The sequence below is a fragment of the Nocardia barduliensis genome (genome assembly GCF_013315795.1).
GTDB lineage: Bacteria > Actinomycetota > Actinomycetes > Mycobacteriales > Mycobacteriaceae > Nocardia > Nocardia barduliensis.
Map to the genome: position 1 here is coordinate 63,617 of NZ_JABLTE010000025.1, position 21,484 is coordinate 85,100.

At 69.2% G+C, this 21,484-nt stretch carries 19 protein-coding genes; 4 read left to right on the forward strand and 15 right to left on the reverse strand.

Annotation, left to right across the window (positions count from 1 at the left end):
* Positions 1 to 71 precede the first annotated feature (71 nt).
* Complete coding sequence (locus tag HOV91_RS13525; RefSeq protein WP_217440306.1) at positions 72 to 995, reverse strand: hypothetical protein; 924 nt, start codon at positions 993 to 995, stop codon at positions 72 to 74.
* A gap of 407 nt (positions 996 to 1,402) precedes the next feature.
* On the opposite strand from HOV91_RS13525, the gene HOV91_RS13530 reads away from it, so the two are divergent.
* The 3 genes from HOV91_RS13530 to HOV91_RS13540 all read left to right on the forward strand — a co-directional run bounded on the left by HOV91_RS13530 (position 1,403) and on the right by HOV91_RS13540 (position 3,919).
* Positions 1,403 to 2,821: a linalool dehydratase/isomerase domain-containing protein gene (locus HOV91_RS13530; RefSeq protein WP_174185727.1), complete on the forward strand. Its 1,419-nt coding sequence runs from the start codon at positions 1,403 to 1,405 to the stop codon at positions 2,819 to 2,821.
* A 7-nt stretch (positions 2,822 to 2,828) separates the two neighbouring features.
* Positions 2,829 to 3,449, forward strand: a complete 621-nt coding sequence (locus tag HOV91_RS13535) for a DUF5134 domain-containing protein (RefSeq protein WP_174185728.1) — start codon at positions 2,829 to 2,831, stop codon at positions 3,447 to 3,449.
* Between the two features lie 185 nt (positions 3,450 to 3,634).
* Positions 3,635 to 3,919, forward strand: a complete 285-nt coding sequence (locus HOV91_RS13540) for a hypothetical protein (RefSeq protein WP_174185729.1) — start codon at positions 3,635 to 3,637, stop codon at positions 3,917 to 3,919.
* A 30-nt stretch (positions 3,920 to 3,949) separates the two neighbouring features.
* Here the strand turns inward: HOV91_RS13540 and HOV91_RS13545 are convergent, their stop codons facing one another.
* The 5 genes from HOV91_RS13545 to HOV91_RS13565 form a co-directional block, all read right to left on the reverse strand.
* Entirely contained in the window at positions 3,950 to 5,182 is a 1,233-nt protein-coding gene (locus HOV91_RS13545; RefSeq protein ID WP_174185730.1) for an NADH:flavin oxidoreductase, read from the reverse strand.
* Positions 5,179 to 5,769 (reverse strand): TetR/AcrR family transcriptional regulator, encoded by a 591-nt coding sequence (locus HOV91_RS13550; RefSeq protein ID WP_217440307.1) that lies wholly within the window; start codon positions 5,767 to 5,769, stop codon positions 5,179 to 5,181. The genes HOV91_RS13545 and HOV91_RS13550 overlap by 4 nt, the downstream gene beginning before the upstream one ends.
* 87 nt (positions 5,770 to 5,856) lie before the next feature.
* Positions 5,857 to 6,810 (reverse strand): esterase/lipase family protein, encoded by a 954-nt coding sequence (locus tag HOV91_RS13555; protein WP_438822656.1) that lies wholly within the window; start codon positions 6,808 to 6,810, stop codon positions 5,857 to 5,859.
* 114 nt (positions 6,811 to 6,924) lie between these two features.
* A complete protein-coding gene (locus HOV91_RS13560; protein ID WP_174185748.1) occupies positions 6,925 to 7,578 on the reverse strand; it encodes a PadR family transcriptional regulator in 654 nt (217 codons plus the stop codon).
* Positions 7,579 to 7,680: 102 nt separating this feature from the next.
* Complete coding sequence (locus HOV91_RS13565; protein ID WP_174185732.1) at positions 7,681 to 8,259, reverse strand: TetR/AcrR family transcriptional regulator; 579 nt, start codon at positions 8,257 to 8,259, stop codon at positions 7,681 to 7,683.
* A gap of 73 nt (positions 8,260 to 8,332) precedes the next feature.
* Here HOV91_RS13565 and HOV91_RS13570 point away from each other — a divergent pair, with 73 nt between their 5' ends.
* Positions 8,333 to 9,175: an NAD(P)H-binding protein gene (locus HOV91_RS13570; protein WP_174185733.1), complete on the forward strand. Its 843-nt coding sequence runs from the start codon at positions 8,333 to 8,335 to the stop codon at positions 9,173 to 9,175.
* 15 nt (positions 9,176 to 9,190) lie between these two features.
* On the opposite strand, the gene HOV91_RS13575 is transcribed toward HOV91_RS13570, so the two are convergent.
* From HOV91_RS13575 to carA, 9 genes are all read right to left on the reverse strand, one after another.
* Positions 9,191 to 11,668, reverse strand: a complete 2,478-nt coding sequence (locus HOV91_RS13575; RefSeq protein WP_438822658.1) for a primosomal protein N' — start codon at positions 11,666 to 11,668, stop codon at positions 9,191 to 9,193.
* A gap of 46 nt (positions 11,669 to 11,714) precedes the next feature.
* On the reverse strand, positions 11,715 to 12,926 hold the full coding sequence (metK, locus tag HOV91_RS13580) for a methionine adenosyltransferase (protein ID WP_174185734.1): 1,212 nt from the start codon (positions 12,924 to 12,926) through the stop codon (positions 11,715 to 11,717).
* 228 nt (positions 12,927 to 13,154) lie between these two features.
* Positions 13,155 to 14,378, reverse strand: a complete 1,224-nt coding sequence (coaBC, locus tag HOV91_RS13585; protein WP_174185735.1) for a bifunctional phosphopantothenoylcysteine decarboxylase/phosphopantothenate--cysteine ligase CoaBC — start codon at positions 14,376 to 14,378, stop codon at positions 13,155 to 13,157.
* A 43-nt stretch (positions 14,379 to 14,421) separates the two neighbouring features.
* The gene (rpoZ, locus tag HOV91_RS13590; protein ID WP_039798918.1) at positions 14,422 to 14,703 is read right to left on the reverse strand and encodes a DNA-directed RNA polymerase subunit omega; all 282 of its coding nucleotides are present in this window, start codon (positions 14,701 to 14,703) and stop codon (positions 14,422 to 14,424) included.
* Between the two features lie 26 nt (positions 14,704 to 14,729).
* Positions 14,730 to 15,314: a guanylate kinase gene (gene gmk / locus HOV91_RS13595; protein ID WP_174185736.1), complete on the reverse strand. Its 585-nt coding sequence runs from the start codon at positions 15,312 to 15,314 to the stop codon at positions 14,730 to 14,732.
* Positions 15,315 to 15,322: 8 nt separating this feature from the next.
* Positions 15,323 to 15,643 (reverse strand): integration host factor, actinobacterial type, encoded by a 321-nt coding sequence (mihF, locus tag HOV91_RS13600; RefSeq protein ID WP_028476708.1) that lies wholly within the window; start codon positions 15,641 to 15,643, stop codon positions 15,323 to 15,325.
* Positions 15,644 to 16,208: 565 nt separating this feature from the next.
* The gene (gene pyrF / locus HOV91_RS13605) at positions 16,209 to 17,033 is read right to left on the reverse strand and encodes an orotidine-5'-phosphate decarboxylase (protein WP_174185737.1); all 825 of its coding nucleotides are present in this window, start codon (positions 17,031 to 17,033) and stop codon (positions 16,209 to 16,211) included.
* A gap of 25 nt (positions 17,034 to 17,058) precedes the next feature.
* Positions 17,059 to 20,367: a carbamoyl-phosphate synthase large subunit gene (gene carB / locus HOV91_RS13610; protein ID WP_174185738.1), complete on the reverse strand. Its 3,309-nt coding sequence runs from the start codon at positions 20,365 to 20,367 to the stop codon at positions 17,059 to 17,061.
* Positions 20,367 to 21,458, reverse strand: a complete 1,092-nt coding sequence (gene carA, locus HOV91_RS13615; protein WP_174185750.1) for a glutamine-hydrolyzing carbamoyl-phosphate synthase small subunit — start codon at positions 21,456 to 21,458, stop codon at positions 20,367 to 20,369. The genes carB and carA overlap by 1 nt, the downstream gene beginning before the upstream one ends.
* Between the last annotated feature and the right edge of the window lie 26 nt (positions 21,459 to 21,484).

The window sequence follows — 21,484 nt, forward strand, 5'->3', positions numbered from 1 at the left end:
GCTGACATCTCGCGCATACCCGGGACACCGGCCTCGAACCGCCCGCGGCGCGAAAGATCGATCCAGGGGGCTCAGCGCAGCGGGGTGCTCTCGCTCGGACCCTGCCGATACCGGGTCATCGTGAGTCGCTGCTCGCGATCGTTGTACTCCGGAATCGGCAGCGGGAACCAGTAGCTGCCATCGAGCCAGGCTTGGCCGAGCAGCGGCACCGGCTTCTGCAGGATGTTGACGCCCTTGCCGTGCGGCGGGCTGCCGAACGCTCCGACCGGCGCGCCATCGATGAAGAATTCCACGCGTTGCTCGGTGAGACGCACGGCGTAGGAGTGATCCTGCGACAGCAGCGCCGGGTCGAGCGGCGTGATCTGCGGTACCAACTCACCGCCCCGTTTGACCATCAGGAAGAAGCCGCGGGGAAGGTCCTGACCGAGGACGTTGAAGATGGGCCGGGTGAGTTCGCTTGCGTCGCCGAGGAATCCGTGCGAGCCGTTGTACATGAACCAGGCGATCTCGAGTCCGAGCGGATCGATGGAGCGGTTCGACACGCCCCAGCCCGCGGTGCCGTTGTGGGTCGTCAGGTCGGGCGCGCCCTTGATGTCGATGGTCATCGTCTGACCGGGCTCGAACACCGGCTTGGCGAGGACCTCGGAGTTGTTGTAGGGGAACAGGCCATCACGCGTCGGCGGGTTGACGAAGGTCACGCCCTCAGGGCCGTAGCCGGTGGACGAATAACCGACATTCGTGTTGCACCAGTCCCCCACCGGTGCGGTCGCGAAGTTCTCGTCCATCGCCCTGGTCGGGCGCGGCTCGCCGGTGCCGATGTATCCGGCGAACGCGTTGATGTTCAGCACCGCGCAGTTGGGTAACCCGTCGTCGACGCCCGGGACCTGAATGTTCGGATCGGCCGCGGACACCGTCGTCGCCAGCACCGTGCAGAGAACCGCGCTGGTCACTCCCACCGCCGTCCTGATCGTCTTCCGACCGTATGCATTGCTCACTGATCTTCTCCCGCTCTGAGTCGATGAGATGTTGCGATGGAAACCTTATCGACATTTCATCGTGTCGTGCTGTCATCCTCCTCACGCAGACGTGCACGTTTAGCGCCCGATTCCGCTGCCACGCAGCCTGATTCGCCGCAGTCACCGCCGCACGCCCTTCCCTCGGAGCAGCGAGGTTGATAAAATAAGTCTCAAATCATCTCATTGCCACAACGTCCGTGGCTTGCGGAAGCGAGTAGTCCGATGCCGTGCTGCCTCCTTGCCGGTTACCTCGTCGCCGGCGTGCTCCGGATCCGGCATCGGCTGCGGGGCCGACCCGAGCACCCCGTCGAATTCCCGCCCACCGCATACCGCCCCGGGCCTGCGGCGGTCCCGGCATCCCGCGCGGACCGGCACGAGGTGGCGGCATGACCAGCGCACCGGCAGCACGCACCCGGCCCCCGGTCACCGAGTCGAACGAGGACGATCTGGCGTCCCAACGCTTCGTCCTCGACCTCGCCCTGCAACCGCTCGACCGGTTCGACGGTTTCGACCGCATCGAGCAGATCGGGGGCAGCGCACTGCGATACCAGCTGAACTTCGTCGCCTACGCCCTCGCGATGGCGCAGTACACGAGGACGCCCGCCTTCACCGGGTACCTCGCCGAAGCGCAGCGCAATGCCATCCTCAAGATGTGCGACAAGCGGGTGTGGGGATACTGGGCCACCGAGAGCCTGATCGGCTACGCCCGCAGGGAAACCGATCCGATGCGGCACGCGAATGTCATGTACACCGGCTATTTCGGCGTCATGATCGGTCTCTACGAAACACTCAACGCCGATCCGAGCTTCGACCGGCCGGGCTCGTTGACGCTGCGGTGGAGCCAGGACCGGGTACACGAGTACGACTTCGCCCGCCTCAGCCGCGCGCTCCGCCGAAACATGCTCGCCCGCAAGAACTGTCCGCAGTACGCTTGCGAACCCCACCTGATCTATCCGATCTGCAATGTCTTCGCCTACAACACCTTGGTGATGCACGACCGCCTGCACGGCACCGCGCTCACCGGCGATCTGGTCGACCGGATCCGGCACAGCTACCTGCACGACGGGTGGCGTCTGCGCAACGGCCGCTTCATCCCGGGCAGGCTCGGCCCGTCGATCACCATCAGCAGGCCGGTGCTCGGCTACGACGCGGGGATGGTAGCCTGGCTCAACGCGATGATGCCCGATCTCGCGCGCGGCACGTGGACCACCCTGCGGGATCGTTTCGTCGACTTCGACGGGCGCGATGTGCGCCTGCGCGGCAGTTCGCGCACACGCGTCGACCTGGGCAACTACAACGTGGTCAACGGTGACGGGATGACGCGGATCTTCGTGGCCACCGCCGCCGCGGAGATGGGCGAGACCGATCTCGCGGCGGCGCTGGTCCGCTCCATGCACGACCGGTATCGGGTCGAGGAACGCAACGGCGCCCGGCGCTTCGCCGGAGTCTCCACGGTGACCAACGCCCACCACGCGCTCGCCCGGTTCAACCGGCCCGACGGACTGCGGGACCTCATTCTCGGCACGGTGCCGCAGGAGTGGCGGACCGGCCCGATCCTCGCCCGAGCGCCGTATCCGGATGTCTTGGTCGCCAAGGCGGTGACCGACGGCAGCGCACTCGAGCTGGTGCTGCGACCGGGCAGCGAAGCCGGGCGGGTGCGGCTGGCCCTGCAGCGGTTGATCCCGCACCGCGGCTACCGCGTCACCGGCGCGACCGAACCGATGCTCCTCGCCGACGAAAACGGCGAGGGGGTCATCGAGGTCGATCTGGGTGGGCGGCGCGACGTGCGCGTCAGCCCGGCATAGGTCGCGCGTGCACCACGCGAGCTTGCCGGCCGCGGCGAACTGGGCGCTGATCATGCTGTGCGTCGGTGGCGCGGTTGTCGCGGCCGTCGGCCTGCTCGGTTCGCGCCCCGCAGCAGGGCGACTCGACCGTTATGGGGGCCGAAGCTCGGAACTCTTCCACCTGATCATGCTCGCCGCCATGACCGTGATGGCGAGCGAGTGGAGCGGATCGCTCTCGGCCACCCGGTGGCGTCAGCTCTTCGGCGCCCTCGCGATCGCGTCGGCGGTGTGGCTGATCGCGGAAACGCGCGGCCGTTCGAGCGATCGCGGTGACCGGATCGGCGCCGCCGGGTATCACTGTGTCGCCGCGCTCGCGATGGTCTACGCGACGCTCGGATCTGCCGCCGCATCCACTGGGCACGCACACCACGCGGCCACCGGCCACCCGGTGGATTCGCCGTACCCAGTGCTCGGCTGGTTTCTTGCCGGTGTCTTCCTCTTGGACGCGGTGGTCGCGGCGGCCGCCGTGGTCCGCCCGCCCGGCGGCGTCGAATCGACCACCCGCCGCCGCGTTGTCACGGTCTTCCCGCACCTGACCATGGACATCGCGATGACGATGATGCTCGTCGCCGGTCTGACGTCGTTCTGAACCTCGGGCGCCGATAGAAAAGTCCGATCGCGCGCTCGATCCGGCGCTCCTCTGCTGGCACCGGAGCCGGGCACATGTCAGCGTGAGCGCACAGCGCGCACCGCTGTCGTCCGAACCTTCTGTGCCGCAGACATTTTCGACAGCGACGCGATGCGCGGGACCCATCCGACAACCACCAGGGGACCATGAGCAGGCCCACGAAAAACCCGACCGCCGCGGCGCGCGACTTCGTGTCCGCATGCCAGACGCTGACCAGCCTGATCGATCTCGCCGGACACCCGGCGAGTTCCCCACGCCTGCGGGTGATGTTGGCCCAGCACTGCCGAACGCACGCCATCGACGACCCCGGATTGACCGCGAGCCTGGCCTTCTGGAAGAAGCGCCGCGCCTGTCTGACCCCCGAGGACCACGAGGCGATCCGCTTCGTTCTCGCCCGGGACGGCGCGCTTCTCCGCGCGTTCCACCACTGATCGCGGCCTACGCCTCGTAGGCTCCCGCGCTCAGGGGCCGACGGGCCGGTCAGGCCGGTTCGCCGGCGCCGACAACGTCAGCTCCAGGGGTTCGCGCGGCTGATCAGGACGGAACACGCAGCGGGTACAGGTGTAGATCGTGGGCATGCACTCATTGCAGTGCACGCAGGCCGACCGGGTGGAGGCATCGGATCGAATGCGACGCAGCAGATCCGGTTCCCGCAGCAGCGCACGGCCCATGGCGACGAACTCGAAGCCTTCCGCCATCGCGAGCCGCATGGTGTCCAGCTCGGTGATGCCGCCGAGCAGGATCAGCGGCATCGACAGTTCTCGCCGGAAGTGCCGCGCCCGCTCGAGCAGATACGCCTCCCGGTACGGGTACTCCTTCAGAAATGCCTTGCCCACCAGGCGGAATCCCCATCGCGCCGGCACCGGGAGAACGTCGGCGAACGACCGCCGCGGCGCGTCGCCATGGAACAGCAGCATCGGGTTGAGCAGTGAACTGCCCGCCGTCAGTTCCAGCGCGTCCACTGTGCCGTCGGCCTCCAACCAGGCGGCGACCTGCAGCGACTCGGGCACCGTGAGCCCGCCGCGCACGCCGTCCTCCATGTTCAGCTTGGCGGTCACCGCCAGACGGCCACCCACGGCTCGCCGTACCGCCGCGGCGATCTCCCGCGCCAACCGCGCCCGATTGGCCAAGGCGCCGCCGTACCGGTCTTTGCGGCGGTTCAGTTTGGGACTCAGAAAAGAGCTCACCAGGTAGTTGTGCCCGAAGTGGATCTCGACCGCATCGAAACCCGCCCGTTCGGCCAGCTTCGCCGCGTCGGCATGAGCGGCCACCAGGTCGCGGATCCCGTTCTCGTCGGGAGTCTGCATCATGCGCATCGAGAGGGGGCTGAGCATCCGGCTCGGGGCGAGCGCCGGAGCCCGGTTCGAGGCCGCGTTGGCCACCGGACCGGCATGGCCGATTTGCGCACTCACCGCGGCGCCCGCCCCGTGGACCGCGTCGGTGAGCCTCCGCAGTCCGGGCACGGCGTCCGGGCGCATCCAGATCTGGTGCCGGTCGGTGCGGCCGCCAGGAGCGACCGCGCAGTACGCCACGGTCGTCATCCCGACCCCACCGGCGGCGACCTCGCGATGGAATTCGATCAACTCGTCGGTGACCAGGGCATCCGGCGTGCGGCCTTCGAACGTGGCGGCTTTGATCACCCGATTGCGCAGGGTGATCGGCCCGAGCGGAGCCGGTGCGAATACGTCGTTCATCGTTTCTCTCCTGTCGGCGCGGTCAAGCCGGCCACCACGAAGTCCCGGAGGGTGGCCACCGCCTCCTGCGACATCTCTCGGTGCTCCGCGCTGCCGAACCGCATGATGACGAGGTCGAACGCCAACATCCACCGACGGCGGCTCTCGCGCTCGCTCACCCCCGGCAACAGGCCCACCCACGAATCGAGCAGGAACCAGGGCTGACGCCATTCGGTCACGTGCCTGCCGAGAACGAATTGCGCCAGCAGTCGCAGGTGCAACCGGCCGACCGGATCGGCGGACAACGCGACGAAGGGTTCGATCACCGCGTCGACCACCTCGGCGAGCGAGCCGCGCCCGCTGGTGACAGCGGACAGCCTGCTCTCCCACACCGGCCCCAACCGCTCCTCGAGCAGTGCGGCGACGAGGGCGTCCTTCGATCCGAAGTGGTAGTGCACCGCCGCCGGGTTCGCACCGGCTTCGGCGCAGATCCCGCGCACCGACACCGCGTCGTATCGCCCCTCGAGCAGCAGCCGTTCGGCGGCCGTCAGCAGACGATCGCGGGTGTTCGTGTTATCGGAGACCTGTTTCGGCACGCGCTCAGTCAATCACGTTTCCATCAACGGTTCAATCATTGATTGAACGGTTGATGGGGCGTGCGGTCGGCACCGCGCATCCCAAGACAGCGGCTGCGTTCAGGAATTGCCCGCGATGATCACCTCGGGAATGCCCGTGCCCAGCGGGACCGCCCGGCACACCGGCGCCGGACTGCCCGGATCGAGCACGGTGAGCAGCAACTCCTGCACGAACGGGTCGTACACCATGTGGAAGTGCCCGGTGAGGTCGGTGGGACACAGGTCCTGCAGGGCGATGTTGCGCGCCCCCGGCCCGCGCAGCGCGATGTTCTCGAACGGCTGGATCATCTCGTCGACGCGGCTGCCGACGGTCACGTACCGCACGCCGGGCACCGTGTCGCCGCCCGCGTTGAGGTCGAGCATGATGGGCGACCCCTCGGCCTGCTGAACGGCGGCGAGCGAGGTCACCGCGGCGAATGCCTGCAAGGCGCCGGGGATCGCCTGCGCCACCGGGACCAGCCCGTACATCACGCCGCCGTAGCTCGGCGAGGCGAGGCCGACCCACTGGTCGACCTTGGGCGCACCGCCCAGCTTGTTGACGTAGTACCGGGTCACGTTGGCGCCCTGGGAGAAGCCGACCAGGTCGACCTTGCCCGCCCCGGTCGTCGCGAGCACCTGATCGACGAACGCGCCGATCTGGTAGGCGCTGAGCACCAGATCTTCGGTACCGTAGCTCTCCGCCCCTGGCTTGCCGCCGTAGTTCAGCGCGAATACGCAGAATCCCGCGGCGGTCAGCCGCGGCGCGATCCCCGACCAGTCGGAATAGGCGGAGGAGTCGGTCCCGTGCGCGAGCACCACGGGATGGGGATGCGCGGCGCTGGGCACACAGGCGAAATCATTGGTGCCGCTCGGGACCGCGTTCGGGTGGCTCTTCTGGTACCACGCGGCGGCTAGGTGATCGGATTGCGGCGGCCCGGCGTTGCTCGGCACGTCGGGCGGCCGGAAGCCGACGGGTTCGGCCGAGACCACGCCCGAACCCAGCGCGGTGGCGCCGGCGACCACGAAGGCCAGCACAGCGCCACGCAAGTGTGAAATACCCCAAGCTCCCGACCCATTCGGCTGTCGCATATCACAATGATCGCTCCGATCGGCTCGAAATGCCCGCGCTATCGGGGTGTTTCGCCTCCCCTACTTATCGGGGGTCTCGTCCTCGGCGAGGATGCGGTAAAGGGACTTGCGGGTCTCGGTGAGCAGCTCCGCCGCGCGTGCCGCCTGCTGCGGTGTGCCCGCCGCCGCGACCTGCGCCACCGCGCCCATCAGCTGTCCGACGAGTCCGCGCAGATCGATCGCCTGCGCCCCGACATCCTGCTGCACGTCCGCCCACGGGTCGCCCAACTCGTCCCGGTGCGCCGCGACGTACTCGGTGCCGGTGTCGGTGAGCTTCGCGGTCTTGCGTCCGGCCACCTTCTCGATGAGGACCAGGCCCTCGTCCTCCAACTGCGCCAGCGCCGGATAGATCGATCCCGGGCTCGGGCGCCAGAGGTCGTCGCTGCGTTCCCGGATCTGCTGGATCAGTTCGTATCCGTGCATGGGCCGCTCGGTGAGCAGCAGCAGCACAGCAGCCCGTACGTCACCGCGCCTGCCACGGCCGCCGCGACCGCGTCCGCGACCGAAGTGCGGACCGAAGCCGGGTCCGAAACCGGGACCGAAGCCCGGCCCGAATTCGGGGCCGAAGCCGTGCCGTCCGCCTCGGCGGAAGCGCCGCCCGCGTTCGAAGCCCTCGTGACCGGGCTGTGGTCCACGACCACGCCGGCCGAATTCTGGATGTTCTCGGTGTTCCATGTCGGCCTCCCAAGGCTCTTGTGTTCGATTCATGTTATCGACGATATATCGGCAATGCATCGAGCGCAAGGGCCGGTTCCCGTCCCGAACTTCAGCGGGAGGTCAGCTCGCCAACGAATCGATCCAGCGCGCCAGCCTCGCCCCTTCGGCGACCATAAGCTCGGGATCGCGAAAGGTGTTGGTGAGCAATGAGATTCCCTGATACGCCGCGACATAGGCGACCGCCAGCTCCCTGGCGTCGGCGCGCCCCATCGCGGCGAACTGCCGTTCGGCCCAGTCCACCAGGACGCGCATCACATCGGCCGCCGCGGTATCCAGCCCGTCACCCCGCTTGTCCAGTTCCGACGACAAGGTGCCGAACGGGCAGCCGTAACGCACGGTCTGGTCACGATCGGCAACCCACCCCGCGATCAGCGCCTTCAGGCGCTCCGCGGGCATCTCCCGCTGGTCGCTCGCCTCGATCACCGCCTCGAGGATGCGCGCGTGCGAGCCGATGGCCGCCTCGATGAGCTGGTCTTTCGTCTTGAAGTAGTAGTAGACGTTGCCGACCGGGACGTCCGCAGCCCGCGCGATGTCGGCGATCGTCGTCTTCTCCACGCCTTGTTGGTAGAACACCCGCACGGCGGCTTCGATCAACCGTTCCCGCTTGCCCGCCCTGGTCCCCGTTCCTGAGTCAGTCACACAACTAACTGTAGACAGCACGACCTCGACCGGCTAACTTCTACTAAGTCAGTTAACTAACTAAGGAGTACGGATGATCGTGGTCACCGGAGCCACCGGAAATATCGGCGCGCCCCTCGTGCGCTTGCTGACGGAAGCCGGCGAGGAGGTGACGGCCGTCGCTCGGCATGCGGATCTCTCACTACCTCAGGGAGTCCGATCGGTTCGGGCGGATCTGGGCGAGCCGGAAAGCCTCTCCCCTGCCTTCGCGGGCGCGGACACACTGTTTCTCTTGATCACCGGCGAGCAATTGGTGGCGGGCCCGGAACCCGAGCAGGTGTTGAAGACCGCCGCCGCGGGGGGCGTGCGGCGAGTCGTCTTCGTGTCTTCGCAAGGCGTGGCGACCCGGCCCGACGCGGCGGGTTACGCCCGGCTCGTCGCCTATGAGCAGGCGATCAGGGACTCCGGGCTGAAATGGACCTTCCTTCGACCGGCCGGGTTCTTCTCCAACACCTATGCCTGGGCGGAATCGGTGCGGTCGGAGCGTATGGTCGCCGCGCCGTTCGGTGACGTCGGGCTGCCCTCGATCGATCCGGCCGACATCGCGGCGGTGGCGGCGACCGCGCTGCGCGACTCCCGGCACGCCGGACAGGTCTACACGTTGACCGGTCCGGAACTCGCCACGCCGCGAGGTCAGTCCGAGGCGCTCGGCACGGCGCTCGGCGAACCGCTCCGATTCGTGGAACTGACTCGCGCACAGGCCTATTCAGCAATGGCCCGCTTCATGCCCGAGCCGGTCGTCGAGCACACGCTGGCCATTCTCGGCGAGCCGACACCCGCCGAACAGCTGATCAGCCCCGATGTTCCCCGCGTGCTCGGGCGGCCGGCCACGAACTACGCCGATTGGGCCATCCGCAATCGGGCGGCCTTCGCCTGACCCGGTCCCAGCCTGTCAGCCGATATCGACGGGATCGATCTGGACGCGAAGAGGCGCGTCGGAGCGGTGCGTACTGCGCACCGCTTGGGCGGCGCGCAAGGCCCGCGCGAGCGCCGCTCCGTGGCGGCGTTCGACCCGCAGCAGCAGGCGTTCGACTTCGGCGGGCGAGTCCCCGGAGGAGAAGGGCTTGCGGGCGCCGTCCGGCAGCGGCACCGGTCCGAGCCGGTCGACGGCATCGGGCAGTTCCGCCGCCGAGAGCAGTTCGGCGATGGTGTCGGCGGTGCCGTCGATCGCGGCGAGGCGGACCGCGGGCGGGAACCCGACCTCGGCCCGTGCCGCCACCTCGGCCCGTGCCGCGCCCACCGGATCCCATCGGACCAGCGCCTGCACGGTGGGGATGGAGGGCTCGGCCATCACGATGACCTGGCCGTGCGCACGGACCAGCGCGGCCGCCGCCATCCAGCGGCGTAGCGCGTCCTCGGCGGCCCGCAGGTCGGCACGGCCGAGCAGCGCCCAGCCGTCGAGCAAGAGCGCGACGCCGTAACCGCCGGGGACCACCGGTTCGGCGCCGACCGTCGAGACGACCACTTGGGGGCCCGGCTCCACGCTGTCGAGCACCGTGCCGCCGCCGGAACCGCGGATCGGCACGCCGGGGAAGGCGCGCCCCAGTTCCTCCGCCGTGCGCGCCGCACCGATCACCACGGCGCGCAGCGCGCGCGACCCACAGGTAGTGCAACGGAACGCGGCCTCGGTGATCCCGCACCATCGACAAGCGGGGCTCTGCGCGACCGCCCCGGCTTCGGCCGCCGATCCCCGGGCTTCCGGCAGCGCGAGCGGCCCGCTGCAGTGCCTGCACCGGGCCGGAGTGCGGCATTTCCCGCAGGCCAGCGCGGGAATGTAACCGCGACGGGGCACCTGCACCAGCACCGGGGCCCCCTCCTTCAGGGCGGCGCGAGCGGCGGCGAAGGCGACGCCGGGAATTCGCACGGCCCGTGCGACCGGATCTCGTTCCAACGCGATGTCGCTGTCGCCGGGGGCGCTGATCCGGGGCGCGGCTTTGCGCAGTACGGCGCGGTCGGCGACCAGATCGTGCGCCCAGCCGGAATCGACCACGGCCTGGATCTCGGCGGTCCGCGCGAACCCGGCCGCGACGAAGGCCGCGCCGGTCTCGTGGGCGCGCAACATCGCGACCTCGCGGGCGTGCGGATACGGCGCGCGTTGTTCGGCGTAGGTGTCGTCGCCGTCGTCCCACAGCGCGATCAGGCCGAGGTTCACCGCCGGGGCGAACACCGCGCTGCGCGTGCCGACCACCACCCGGGCCGTGCCACGCAGCACCGCGAGCCAGCGCCGGTACCTTGCGGCGGGGCCGAGACCGGCGGCGAGTCCGACGGCCGAATCCCCGACCAGACGCGCGCATTCCGCCAGCACCCGATCGAGATCGCGCTGGTCGGGCACCATGAGGATCGCGCTGCGCCCTTGCCCGGCCACCACGGCCGCGAGTTCGGCCAGCCGGCGGGGCCAGTCCTCGCCCGGTAGCGCCTGCCAGGCCGCGCGCACCCCTTTCCCCTGCGCGAGCGCACCGACGAATGCCGCCCCGTGCACGTAGCGCTCCCACGGAGCGACATCCACGGGTTCCAGCGGAACCTGCGAGTCGCCGCGAGCAGCCCGGTCCGCAGGGGCGGCGTCCTGCTCGGCACCGATTCGCGCGTCGACCGTGAATACTTTCCGCGGCCCCGAAGTCGACCCGGCGTGAGCTTCGTCGTTGTCCGTCTCCGAGGTGTACTGCTGCCCACCCACCGGGGTCACCGTAACCGGGCCACCAGCCCCGACAGCACCGCCGTCTGCCGTAAGCGGTTGCCCACCTGCCGTTCTCGCACCACTCGGCTCCCTCGCTCCGGCGGTATCGCCCTCCAGCGCCGAACCATCGCCGGTATCTGCCGTCTCACCTTCCGCCACATCGGTATCCGAGGATCGCGAATCGAAAGACGTAGCGTCTGGCGAAATTTCGGTCGAAACGTTGTCGGAGTATTCCGCAGGGATCGCCGGGGAAGCGGGATCGGGATCCAAGGACTCGGCCGAAGCAGCCTGTGCGGCAGGAGGTTTCTTGCGGCCACCGGTTTCGGTGCGGGCATGGCGTGGGGGGATCGCCAGCCGCAGGACGTCGGCGCGGGTGCCCGCATACCGGGCGGCCACCGCGTCGGCCAGTTCGAGGATCTCCGGCGTCAGCACGCGTTCGCCGGAGACGACCCGTTCGAGCTTGACCAGCTTGCCGCCGTGGTCGGTGTGCGCCGATCGCGCGAGCAGATAACCGTCGACCAGGCGGCCCGCGAAACGGACCCGCACCCGGACCCCGGGCTGGGCGAGTTCGTCCAGCTCGGGGGGCACCACGTAGTCGAAGTCGCGGTCGAGGTGCGCCGGCGACAGCAGCGGGAGCACCCGGGCGATCGGCAGCCGCACCGCCGCGGCACCCGCGGACGGACCGTCCGCCTCGATGGCGGAGGTGTCCGCCGCGGGTTCGTTCACTCGGGCCTGATCGAGATCAGAGTCCGATGGCCGCGCGCAGCTTGTCCGCGCGGTCGGTGTGCTCCCAGGGCAGGTCGACGTCGGTGCGGCCGAAGTGGCCGTACGCGGCGGTCGGCGCGTAGATCGGGCGCAGCAGGTCCAGGTCGCGGATGATCGCGCCCGGACGCAGGTCGAAGACCTCGGTGATCGCGGTGGAGATGCGCGCCGGGTCGACCTTCTCGGTGCCGAAGGTCTCGACGAACAAGCCGACCGGGGCGGCCTTGCCGATCGCGTAGGCCACCTGGACCTCCACCCGCTCGGCCAGATCGGCCGCGACCACGTTCTTCGCGACCCAGCGCATAGCGTAGGCGGCCGAACGGTCGACCTTCGACGGGTCCTTGCCGGAGAACGCGCCGCCGCCGTGGCGGGCCATGCCGCCGTAGGTGTCGACGATGATCTTGCGGCCGGTCAGGCCCGCGTCGCCCATCGGACCACCGAGCACGAACTTGCCGGTGGGGTTGACCAGCAGGCGAATGTTAGAGGTGTCCAGCGTGGGCACCTCCAGGTCGGCGAGCACCGCGTCGAGCACCTTCTCGCGGATGTCGGGCGCGAGCAGGTTGTCCAGATCGATGTCGGCGGCGTGCTGGGTGGAGATGACGACCGTGTCGAGGCGGACCGGGCGGTCGCCCTCGTACTCGATGGTGACCTGGGTCTTGCCGTCCGGACGCAGGTAGGGCAGCACACCCGACTTGCGCACCTCGGTCAGGCGGCGCGACAACCGGTGCGCGAGCGCGATCGGCAGCGGCATGAGCTCAGGGGTGTCCTTGGTGGCGTAGCCGAACATCAAACCCTGATCGCCCGCGCCCTGGCGCTCGATCTCGTCGTCGGAGCCGCCCACGCGCGCCTCGTGCGAGGTGTCCACACCCTGCGCGATATCCGGGGACTGCGCTCCGATCGCGATATTCACACCGCACGAATTTCCGTCGAATCCCTTTGCGGAAGAGTCATATCCGATTTCCAGGACCTTCTCCCGGACAATTCGCGGAATATCGGCGTACGCCGACGTGGTGACCTCGCCGGCGACATGAACCTGGCCGGTCGTCACGAGGGTTTCCACCGCGACCCGGCTGCGCGGATCTTCCGCGAGCAACGCGTCGAGAATGGAATCGCTGATGGCATCACAGATTTTATCCGGATGACCCTCGGTCACGGACTCACTGGTGAAAAGCCGGCTCCCGGACGTGCGCACAGTTCTTCCCTCTCCCTCAACGGGTTACTCGTATCGGGTTGCGACAGTAACGCGATATCGCGACCGAGCAACCCTTAGATCCCAGACTATTCCAAAACACCGACACGGCGGGGACCTACCGCACAGCCATCCCAGACAGCTGAACCGGCGGTGTCCCGGAGGTGCCGAAAAGACGACGGCGGCGCGAACGACCGATCGGATATCGATCCTGGCAGCACACGGCCCGGCTCAGCGCAGCAACACACTCAGCGCGTCGAGCACCCGGCTGGCCAGTAACGCCTTCGACCCGTGATCGAGCGCCTGCTCGGTGCCGTCCGCGCCGAGCAGCCAGCCGTCGTTGGTGTCCACCTCGAACGCCTTGCCCTCGCCGACCGCGTTGACCACGAGGAGGTCGCAGCCCTTGCGGGCGAGCTTCGCCCGCGCGTGGGTCAGGACGTCGCCGTGCTCGTCACCGGTCTCGGCGGCGAAGCCGACGATCGCGGTGCCGGGCAGCTGTCCGTCACGTCGCGCCTGCACGAGACCGGCGAGGATGTCGTCGGTCTTGGTCAGCGGAATGACGTCCGGCTCGCCCGCGCCCTTCTTGATCTTGGCGGCGGCGACGTTGGTCGGCCGGAAATCGGCGACGGCCGCGGCCATGATCACCGCGTCCGCGCCGACGGCGTGCTTGTCGACGGCGGTCTTCAGCTGTTCGGCGGTGGTGATGTGCACCAGGTCGACGGCGGCGGGCGCCGCCATCTCGATCGTGTTGCCCGCGATGAGCGTGACGTGGGCGCCGCGCTGGGCGGCGACCCGCGCGAGCGCGTAGCCCTGCTTGCCGGAGCTGCGGTTACCGAGGAAACGCACCGGATCCAGCGGTTCCCTGGTGCCGCCCGCGGTGATCACGACCCGGCGGCCGGCCAGATCGCGCGGGATCGCGTCGGCGCGCTCCATGAGCAGCGACGCGAGACCGAAGATCTCCTCGGGCTCGGGCAGTCGTCCTGGACCGGTGTCGGCACCGGTGAGCCGGCCCGCCGCGGGTTCCATGACGATCGCACCGCGGGCGCGCAGCGTCGCGACGTTGGCGACGGTCGCCGGATGCTCCCACATCTCGGTGTGCATCGCGGGCGCGAACAAGATCGGACATCGGGCCGTCAGCAGCGTGGCGGTGAGCAGGTCGTCGGCACGGCCGGACGCGGCGCGCGCCATGAGGTCGGCGGTCGCCGGGGCGATGACCACCAGGTCCGCCTCCTGGCCCAGCCGAACGTGCGGGACCTCCGGCACGTCGGAGAACACGCCGGTGTGCACCGGGTTCCCGGACAGTGCTTCGAAGGTCGCCTTGCCGACGAACTCCAGCGCCGAGTGGGTGGGGATCACCCGGACGTCATGTCCGGTCTCGGTGAACCGCCGGACCAGAGAGCACGCCTTGTAGGCGGCGATTCCTCCGGCTACGCCGACGACGATCCTTGTGGTCACTACGCCTCCGGCCTAGTCGTGGTCACGGCGAACTCGGTTCGCCTCACTCGCCTTCGGAGTGCTCGAGCAGGTCGGAGTGGATCTCGCGCAGGGCGACCGACAGCGGCTTCTCCTGCAGACCCGGCTCGACCAGCGGGCCGACGTACTCGAGGATGCCGTCGCCGAGCTGGTTGTAGTAGTCGTTGATCTGGCGGGCCCGCTTGGCCGCGTAGATGACCAGGGCGTACTTGGACGACGTGCGCTCGAGCAACTCGTCGATCGGCGGGTTGGTGAGGCCGACCGGCGTGTCGTAGGCGGGCGCGGTCTTGGTGTCCGTACTGCTCACTAGGGGGACTCCTGGTGTTGGGGAGGTCACGAACTCGAATTTGTGCTAACGAACAACGATACCAACTGCTCACAGGCGCTGGTCACCTCGTCGTTCACGATAACGATGTCGAACTCGTCACAGGCCGCCAGCTCGATCCTCGCCGTTTCCAGTCGGCGCTCGATCACCTCGGGCGACTCGGTGCCGCGCGAGGTCAGCCGCGCCACCAGCTCCTCCCAGCTCGGCGGAGCCAGGAAGACCAGGATCGCCTCCGGGATCGCCCTGCGCACCGACCGAGCGCCCTCCAGGTCCACTTCGACCAGCACCGGAAGGCCCTCCGCCAGCGCGGCGCGCACCGGCCCGGCGGGGGTGCCCGACCGCTGCAACCCGCCGTGGATGTCCGCCCATTCGAGCAGTTCACCCCCCTCGATCATCGCGTCGAACTCCGCACGGGAGACGAAGCGGTAGTCGAGGCCGTCGACCTCCCCGGGCCGGGGGGCCCGGGTCGTTGCCGACACGCTGAAGACCAGGTCGGGCAGTCGTTCGCGGACACAGCGGACCACGGTGGACTTGCCCACGGCCGAGGGGCCGACCAGTACTACCAGCCGACCCTTCCGCGTGTGTTCGATCACCCTCGTCGTCAGGCGTCGAAGTCGAACCGGGCCAGCAGCGCCTTGCGCTGCCGATCGCCGAGTCCGCGCAGCCGCCGGGTGGGGGCGATCTCCAGCTCGCTCATGATTTCCGCCGCCTTGACCTTGCCCACCTTCGGCAAAGCCTCCAGCAGCGCCGACACCTTCATCTTGCCGAGGATCTCGTCGGTCTCGGCGTCGGTGAGGACCTGCTTCAGGTTGGTGCCGCCACGCTTCAAGCGCTCCTTGAGCTCCGCCCGAGCGCGGCGAGCGGCAGCCGCCTTCTCCAAAGCAGCGGCGCGCTGCTCGTCAGTCAGCTGGGGAAGGGCCACGGTTCCTCCGTCTCATCGTTCATTGCATCAACTCCTGCCAGTAACCCGGCAGTCTCAGCGACCGTACCCACGACGTCCGCCGATTGCGAACCCACCCCCCAGGTCAGCGCATGATTCCGAATGCCGAGCCGACCGGGACGGCACCGGTGGCGGTCCGCCCGCGCCACCGCGCGGTTCGCGCTGCCGAACTCGCGAAATAGGCCGTCAGCAGGGAGTTTTCGACAAACCGAGTGGTTTGCGGAAGGGTTGCGACACGGCAGCGCATCACTCCAGCAACCCCTCGACCGCCCTACCAGGAACTTTCTCGAAAATTTCCGCGTGTCGCGAGTTCCCACCGCGTGTCGGGCGTCACATCGGGGTCGTCGCGGCCGCCGTGCGCGGCATCCGATGCCGGATCCTGGCCCTGTACGCCGGTCCAGGAGCGATGCGCCGCTCCGTGCACCCACGGTCCCCGAAATCGGCCCAGGAGCGCGCACAGGCACCGGCAAAGGCCGCGTGTGGGCGTGCACCTGCACGCACGGTGGCGAAAAACAGAAGGCCGGCGCGGGTGCGCCGGCCTTCGTGGTCATTTCCGCAGAAACGCGAACGCGTCCTGGCGGGCGTGCACGCTGGCACGCAGTGCCGGGACGGCGGGGCCGTCCCGGAGCACTTCCCGCGAGACGTTCGGCACGACAGCCCCGAGCATCGGCTCGGGGACCAGGTTCCGGATCGTTTCCGGGCCGCCGCCCTGCGCGCCGACTCCGGGCATGAGGATCGGCCCGTTCAGCCCGGACAGGTCGGGGGCCGCGCGCAAGGTGGCCCCGACCACCACGCCCACCGAACCGAACGCTTCGCCCGCGTTGCGGGCCGCGGCCTCGTCGACCATCGTCTGCGCCACGGCGCGACCGTCCGCGGCCACCGCCCCTTGCACCTGCGCTCCTTCGGGATTCGAGGTCGCCGCGAGCACGAAGATGCCGCGCTGGTTGGCCTGCGCCAGCGTGAGCGCGGGCGACAGCGAGCCGAATCCGAGATACGGCGAGACGGTGACCGCGTCGGACCCGAGCGGACCGTCGGCCAGCCAGGTCCGGGCGTAGGCGTCCATGGTGGACCCGATGTCACCGCGTTTGGCGTCGGCGAGCACCAAGGTCCCCGAGGCGCGCAACACCTCGATGGTGCGCTCCAGGACCGCGATACCGCCGGAGCCGTAGGCCTCGAAGAACGCGACCTGCGGCTTGACCAGCGCGACCAGGCCGTCGAAAGCCTCCACACAGATCTCGGCGAACCGCTCCAGCCCCTCGACGTCCTCGGTGAGGCCCCAGGACCGCAGCAGTTCCGGATGCGGGTCGATGCCGACGCACACCGGCCCGAAGTGGTCCATCGCGTGCCGCAAACGGTCGCCGAAGGTCTTCATCTCGCCCGATCCCTCCTGCCGCGGCTCACCCACGCAGCACCGAGTGCAGTTCTTGCAGCGACCGCACCCCGATTCCGCCGTTGATGCTGGCCTCGATGCCTTGCACCGCGGCCGCCGCGCCCTGCACGGTGGTGATGCACGGGATGTTCACCCCGACCGCCGCGCTGCGGATCTCGTAGCCGTCCACCCGCGGACCGGAGTTGCCGTAGGGGGTGTTGAACACCATGTCGACCTCCCCGTCGCGGATCTGCTCCACGATCGTCGGCTCGTCGCCCGGACTCACCTCGGAGTGCTTGCGCACCTGCTCGCACGGAATACCGTTGCGGCGCAGCATTTCCGCCGTGCCTTCGGTGGCCAGGATGCGGAAGCCGAGGTCGTGCAGGCGCTTCACCGGGAAGACCATCGCGCGCTTGTCCCGGTTGGCGATCGAGACGAACACGGTGCCCTCGGTGGGCAGCGAGCCGTAGGCGGCGGTCTGGCTCTTGGCGAAGGCGGTGCCGAAATCGGCGTCGATGCCCATCACTTCGCCGGTGGACTTCATCTCCGGCGACAGCAGCGAATCCACACCGCTGCCGTCGGCACGCCGGAAGCGATGGAACGGCAGCACGGCCTCCTTGACCGCGACCGGAGCGTCCAGCGCGACGTGTCCGCCATCGCCCTCGCTCGGCAGCATGCCCTCCTTGCGCAGTTCGGCGATGGTGGCGCCGAGCATGATCCGCGCGGCGGCCTTGGCCAGCGGTACCGCGGTCGCCTTGGACACGAACGGGACCGTCCGGCTCGCGCGCGGATTGGCCTCCAGCACGTAGAGCACGTCGTCCTTGAGCGCGTACTGCACGTTGAGCAGGCCGCGGACGCCGATGCCCTTGGCCAGCGCGACGGTCGAGCGGCGCACCGCCTCGATGTCGCTGCGGCCCAGCGTGATCGGCGGCAGCGCGCAGGCCGAGTCGCCGGAGTGGATGCCCGCCTCCTCGATGTGCTCCATCACGCCGCCGAGGTAGACCTCCTCGCCGTCGCACAGCGCGTCGACGTCGATCTCGATCGCGTCCTCCAGGAACCGGTCGACCAGCACCGGATGCTCCGGGCTCAGCTCGGTCGCGCGGGAGATGTAGCCCTCCAGCGACTTCTCGTCGTAGACGATCTCCATGCCGCGACCGCCGAGCACGTAGGACGGGCGCACCAGCACCGGGTACCCGATCTCGGCGGCGATCTTGCGCGCCTGCGCGAACGTGGTCGCTGTGCCGTACTTCGGCGCGGGCAGCCCGGCCGCGACCAGCACGTCACCGAATTCGCCGCGGTCCTCGGCCAGGTCGATGGCGGCCGCGCTGGTGCCGACCACCGGCACGCCCGCGTCGGTGAGGCGCTGCGCGAGGCCGAGCGGGGTCTGCCCGCCCAGCTGCACGATGACGCCCGCGACGGTGCCGGACTCGCATTCGGCGTGGTAGACCTCGAGTACGTCCTCGAAGGTCAGCGGCTCGAAGTAGAGGCGATCAGCGGTGTCGTAGTCGGTGGAGACGGTCTCCGGGTTGCAGTTGACCATCACCGTCTCGTACCCGGCCTGCGACAGCGTCTGCGCCGCGTGCACACACGAGTAGTCGAACTCGATGCCCTGGCCGATCCGGTTCGGACCGGACCCCAGGATGATCACCTTTTCCCGCTCACGCTGCGGCGCCACCTCGGACTCGGCGGCGGGATCGAGCTCGTAGGCCGAGTAGTGGTACGGGGTCTTGGCCTCGAACTCGGCGGCACAGGTGTCGACGGTCTTGAAGACCGGGCGGACACCGAGCCGGTGCCGCAGGGCACGCACGCCGGTCTCCCCCGCCAGCTCCGGCCGCAGCGCGGCCAGCTGACGATCGGACAGGCCGTAGTGCTTGGCGCGGCGCAGCAGCGGCTCGTCCAGCACGGGCGCGTCGAGGATCTCCTGGCGCAGCTCGACCAAGCCGGCCAATTCCGCGACGAACCACGGGTCGATGCCGGAGGCGGCCGCGACGTCCTCGATGCTCGCGCCGCGGCGCAGCGCCCGCTCCACCTGGTAGATGCGCCCCTCGGTGGGCGTGCGCAGATCTTCCAGGATCGCTTCGGCGTCGGTCCACGCCCCGTCGTCCTCGGTCCAGAAGCCCGCGGCCTTGGTCTCCAGCGAACGCAGCACCTTGCCCAGCGCCTCGGCGAAGTTGCGGCCGAGCGACATCGCCTCGCCGACGGACTTCATGGTGGTGGTCAGCGTGCCGTCGGCACCCGGGAACTTCTCGAACGCGAACCGTGGCGCCTTGACGACCACGTAGTCGAGGGTCGGCTCGAAACAGGCCGGGGTTTCCTTGGTGATGTCGTTGACGATCTCGTCGAGCGTGTAGCCGATGGCCAGCTTGGCGGCAATCTTCGCGATCGGGAAGCCGGTCGCCTTGGAGGCCAGCGCCGAGGAGCGCGAGACGCGGGGGTTCATCTCGATGACGATCAGGCGGCCGTCGAGCGGGTTCACCGCGAACTGGATGTTGCAACCGCCGGTGTCGACGCCGACCTCGCGCAGGATGGCGATGCCGAGGTCGCGCAACTTCTGGTATTCGCGGTCGGTGAGCGTCATCGCGGGGGCGACGGTCATCGAGTCACCGGTGTGCACGCCCATCGGGTCGACGTTCTCGATCGAGCAGACCACCACGACGTTGTCGCGGCCGTCGCGCATCAGCTCGAGCTCGTATTCCTTCCAGCCGAGGATGGACTCCTCGATGAGGACGTTCGCGGTGGGCGAGGCGGCCAGGCCGCCGCCGGCGATGCGGTCGAGGTCCTCGTCGTTGTAGGCCATGCCGGAACCGAGCCCGCCCATGGTGAACGACGGGCGCACCACGACGGGAAAGCCGAGTTCGCCGACCGTCTCGCGCACCTCGTCCATGGTGAAGCAGACCCGCGAGCGGGCGCTCTCCCCGCCGACCTTGGCGACGATGTCCTTGAACTTCTGCCGGTCCTCACCGCGCTGGATGGCGTCGAAGTCGGCGCCGATCAGCTCCACGCCGTACTTCTCCAGCACGCCGCGCTCGTGCAGCGCGACGGCGGTGTTCAGCGCGGTCTGGCCACCGAGGGTGGCCAGGATGGCGTCCGGACGCTCCTTGTCGATAACCTTCTCCACGAACTCCGGCGTGATCGGCTCCACGTAGGTGGAGTCGGCGAACTCCGGGTCGGTCATGATCGTCGCCGGGTTCGAGTTCACCAGCGACACCCGCAGGCCCTCGGCCCGCAGCACCCGGCACGCCTGCGTGCCGGAGTAGTCGAATTCGCACGCCTGGCCGATGACGATCGGGCCAGAACCGATCACCAGGATGTGCTTCAGATCCTCGCGGCGAGGCATCAGGCTCCTTCCATGAGACCGGCGAAACGGTCGAACAGATACGCGGCGTCGTGGGGTCCGGCGGCGGCCTCCGGGTGGTACTGCACCGAGAAGGCGCGGCCGTCGACCAGCCGGACGCCTTCGACCGTGCCGTCGTTGGCGCAGACGTGACTCACCTCGGCCGTGCCGAAGGGGGTCTCGAACCGCTCGCCCCGCTCGCCTTCCAGCGCGAACCCGTGGTTCTGCGCCGTGATCGAGATCCGGCCGGTCTCGTGCTCCACCACCGGGATGTTGATGCCGCGGTGGCCGAACTTCATCTTGTAGGTGTCGCGGCCGAGCGCGCGGCCGAGGATCTGGTTGCCGAAGCAGATGCCGAACAGCGGCAGCCCTTCGCCGAGCACGCCACGGGTCAGCTCGACCGCCGTGCCCGCGGCGGCCGGGTCGCCGGGGCCGTTGGACAGGAAGACCCCGTCCGGCTTCAGTTCGAGGATCTGCGCCAGCGACGTGGCCGACGACACGACGTGCACCCGCATGCCGCGCTGGGCGAACATGCGCGGGGTGTTGGTCTTGATGCCGAGGTCGACCGCGACGACGGTGCACCGGTGCTCACCGTCCGGCTCGATCGTGTAGAGCGCGTCGGTGCTCACCTCGCCCGCGAGGTCGGCGCCCAGCATGGACGGCTGGTCGTTCACCCTGGCCACCAGCTCGTCGGTGGCGGCGAGGGCGGCACCGGAGAAGATGCCCGCCTTCATCGAGCCGCGGGTGCGCAGGTGACGCACCAGCGCGCGGGTGTCGATGCCCGCGATGCCGACGATCCGCTGGCGCTCCAGTTCGTCCGGCAGTGTGGTGGTGGCGCGCCAGTTGGACGCGCGCCGCGCGGGATCGCGCACCACGTACCCGGCGACCCAGATCTTCGCGGACTCGTCGTCCTCGTCGTTCCAGCCGGTGTTACCGATCTGCGGGGCGGCGGCCACCACGATCTGGCGGTGGTAGGACGGATCGGTGAGGGTCTCCTGATACCCGGTCATCGCGGTGCAGAACACCGCCTCACCGAGCGTCTCGCCCACGGCGCCGTAGGCCCGGCCGCGGAATACCCGGCCGTCCTCCAGCACGAGCGCTGCGTCCGTCCCCGCCCTGC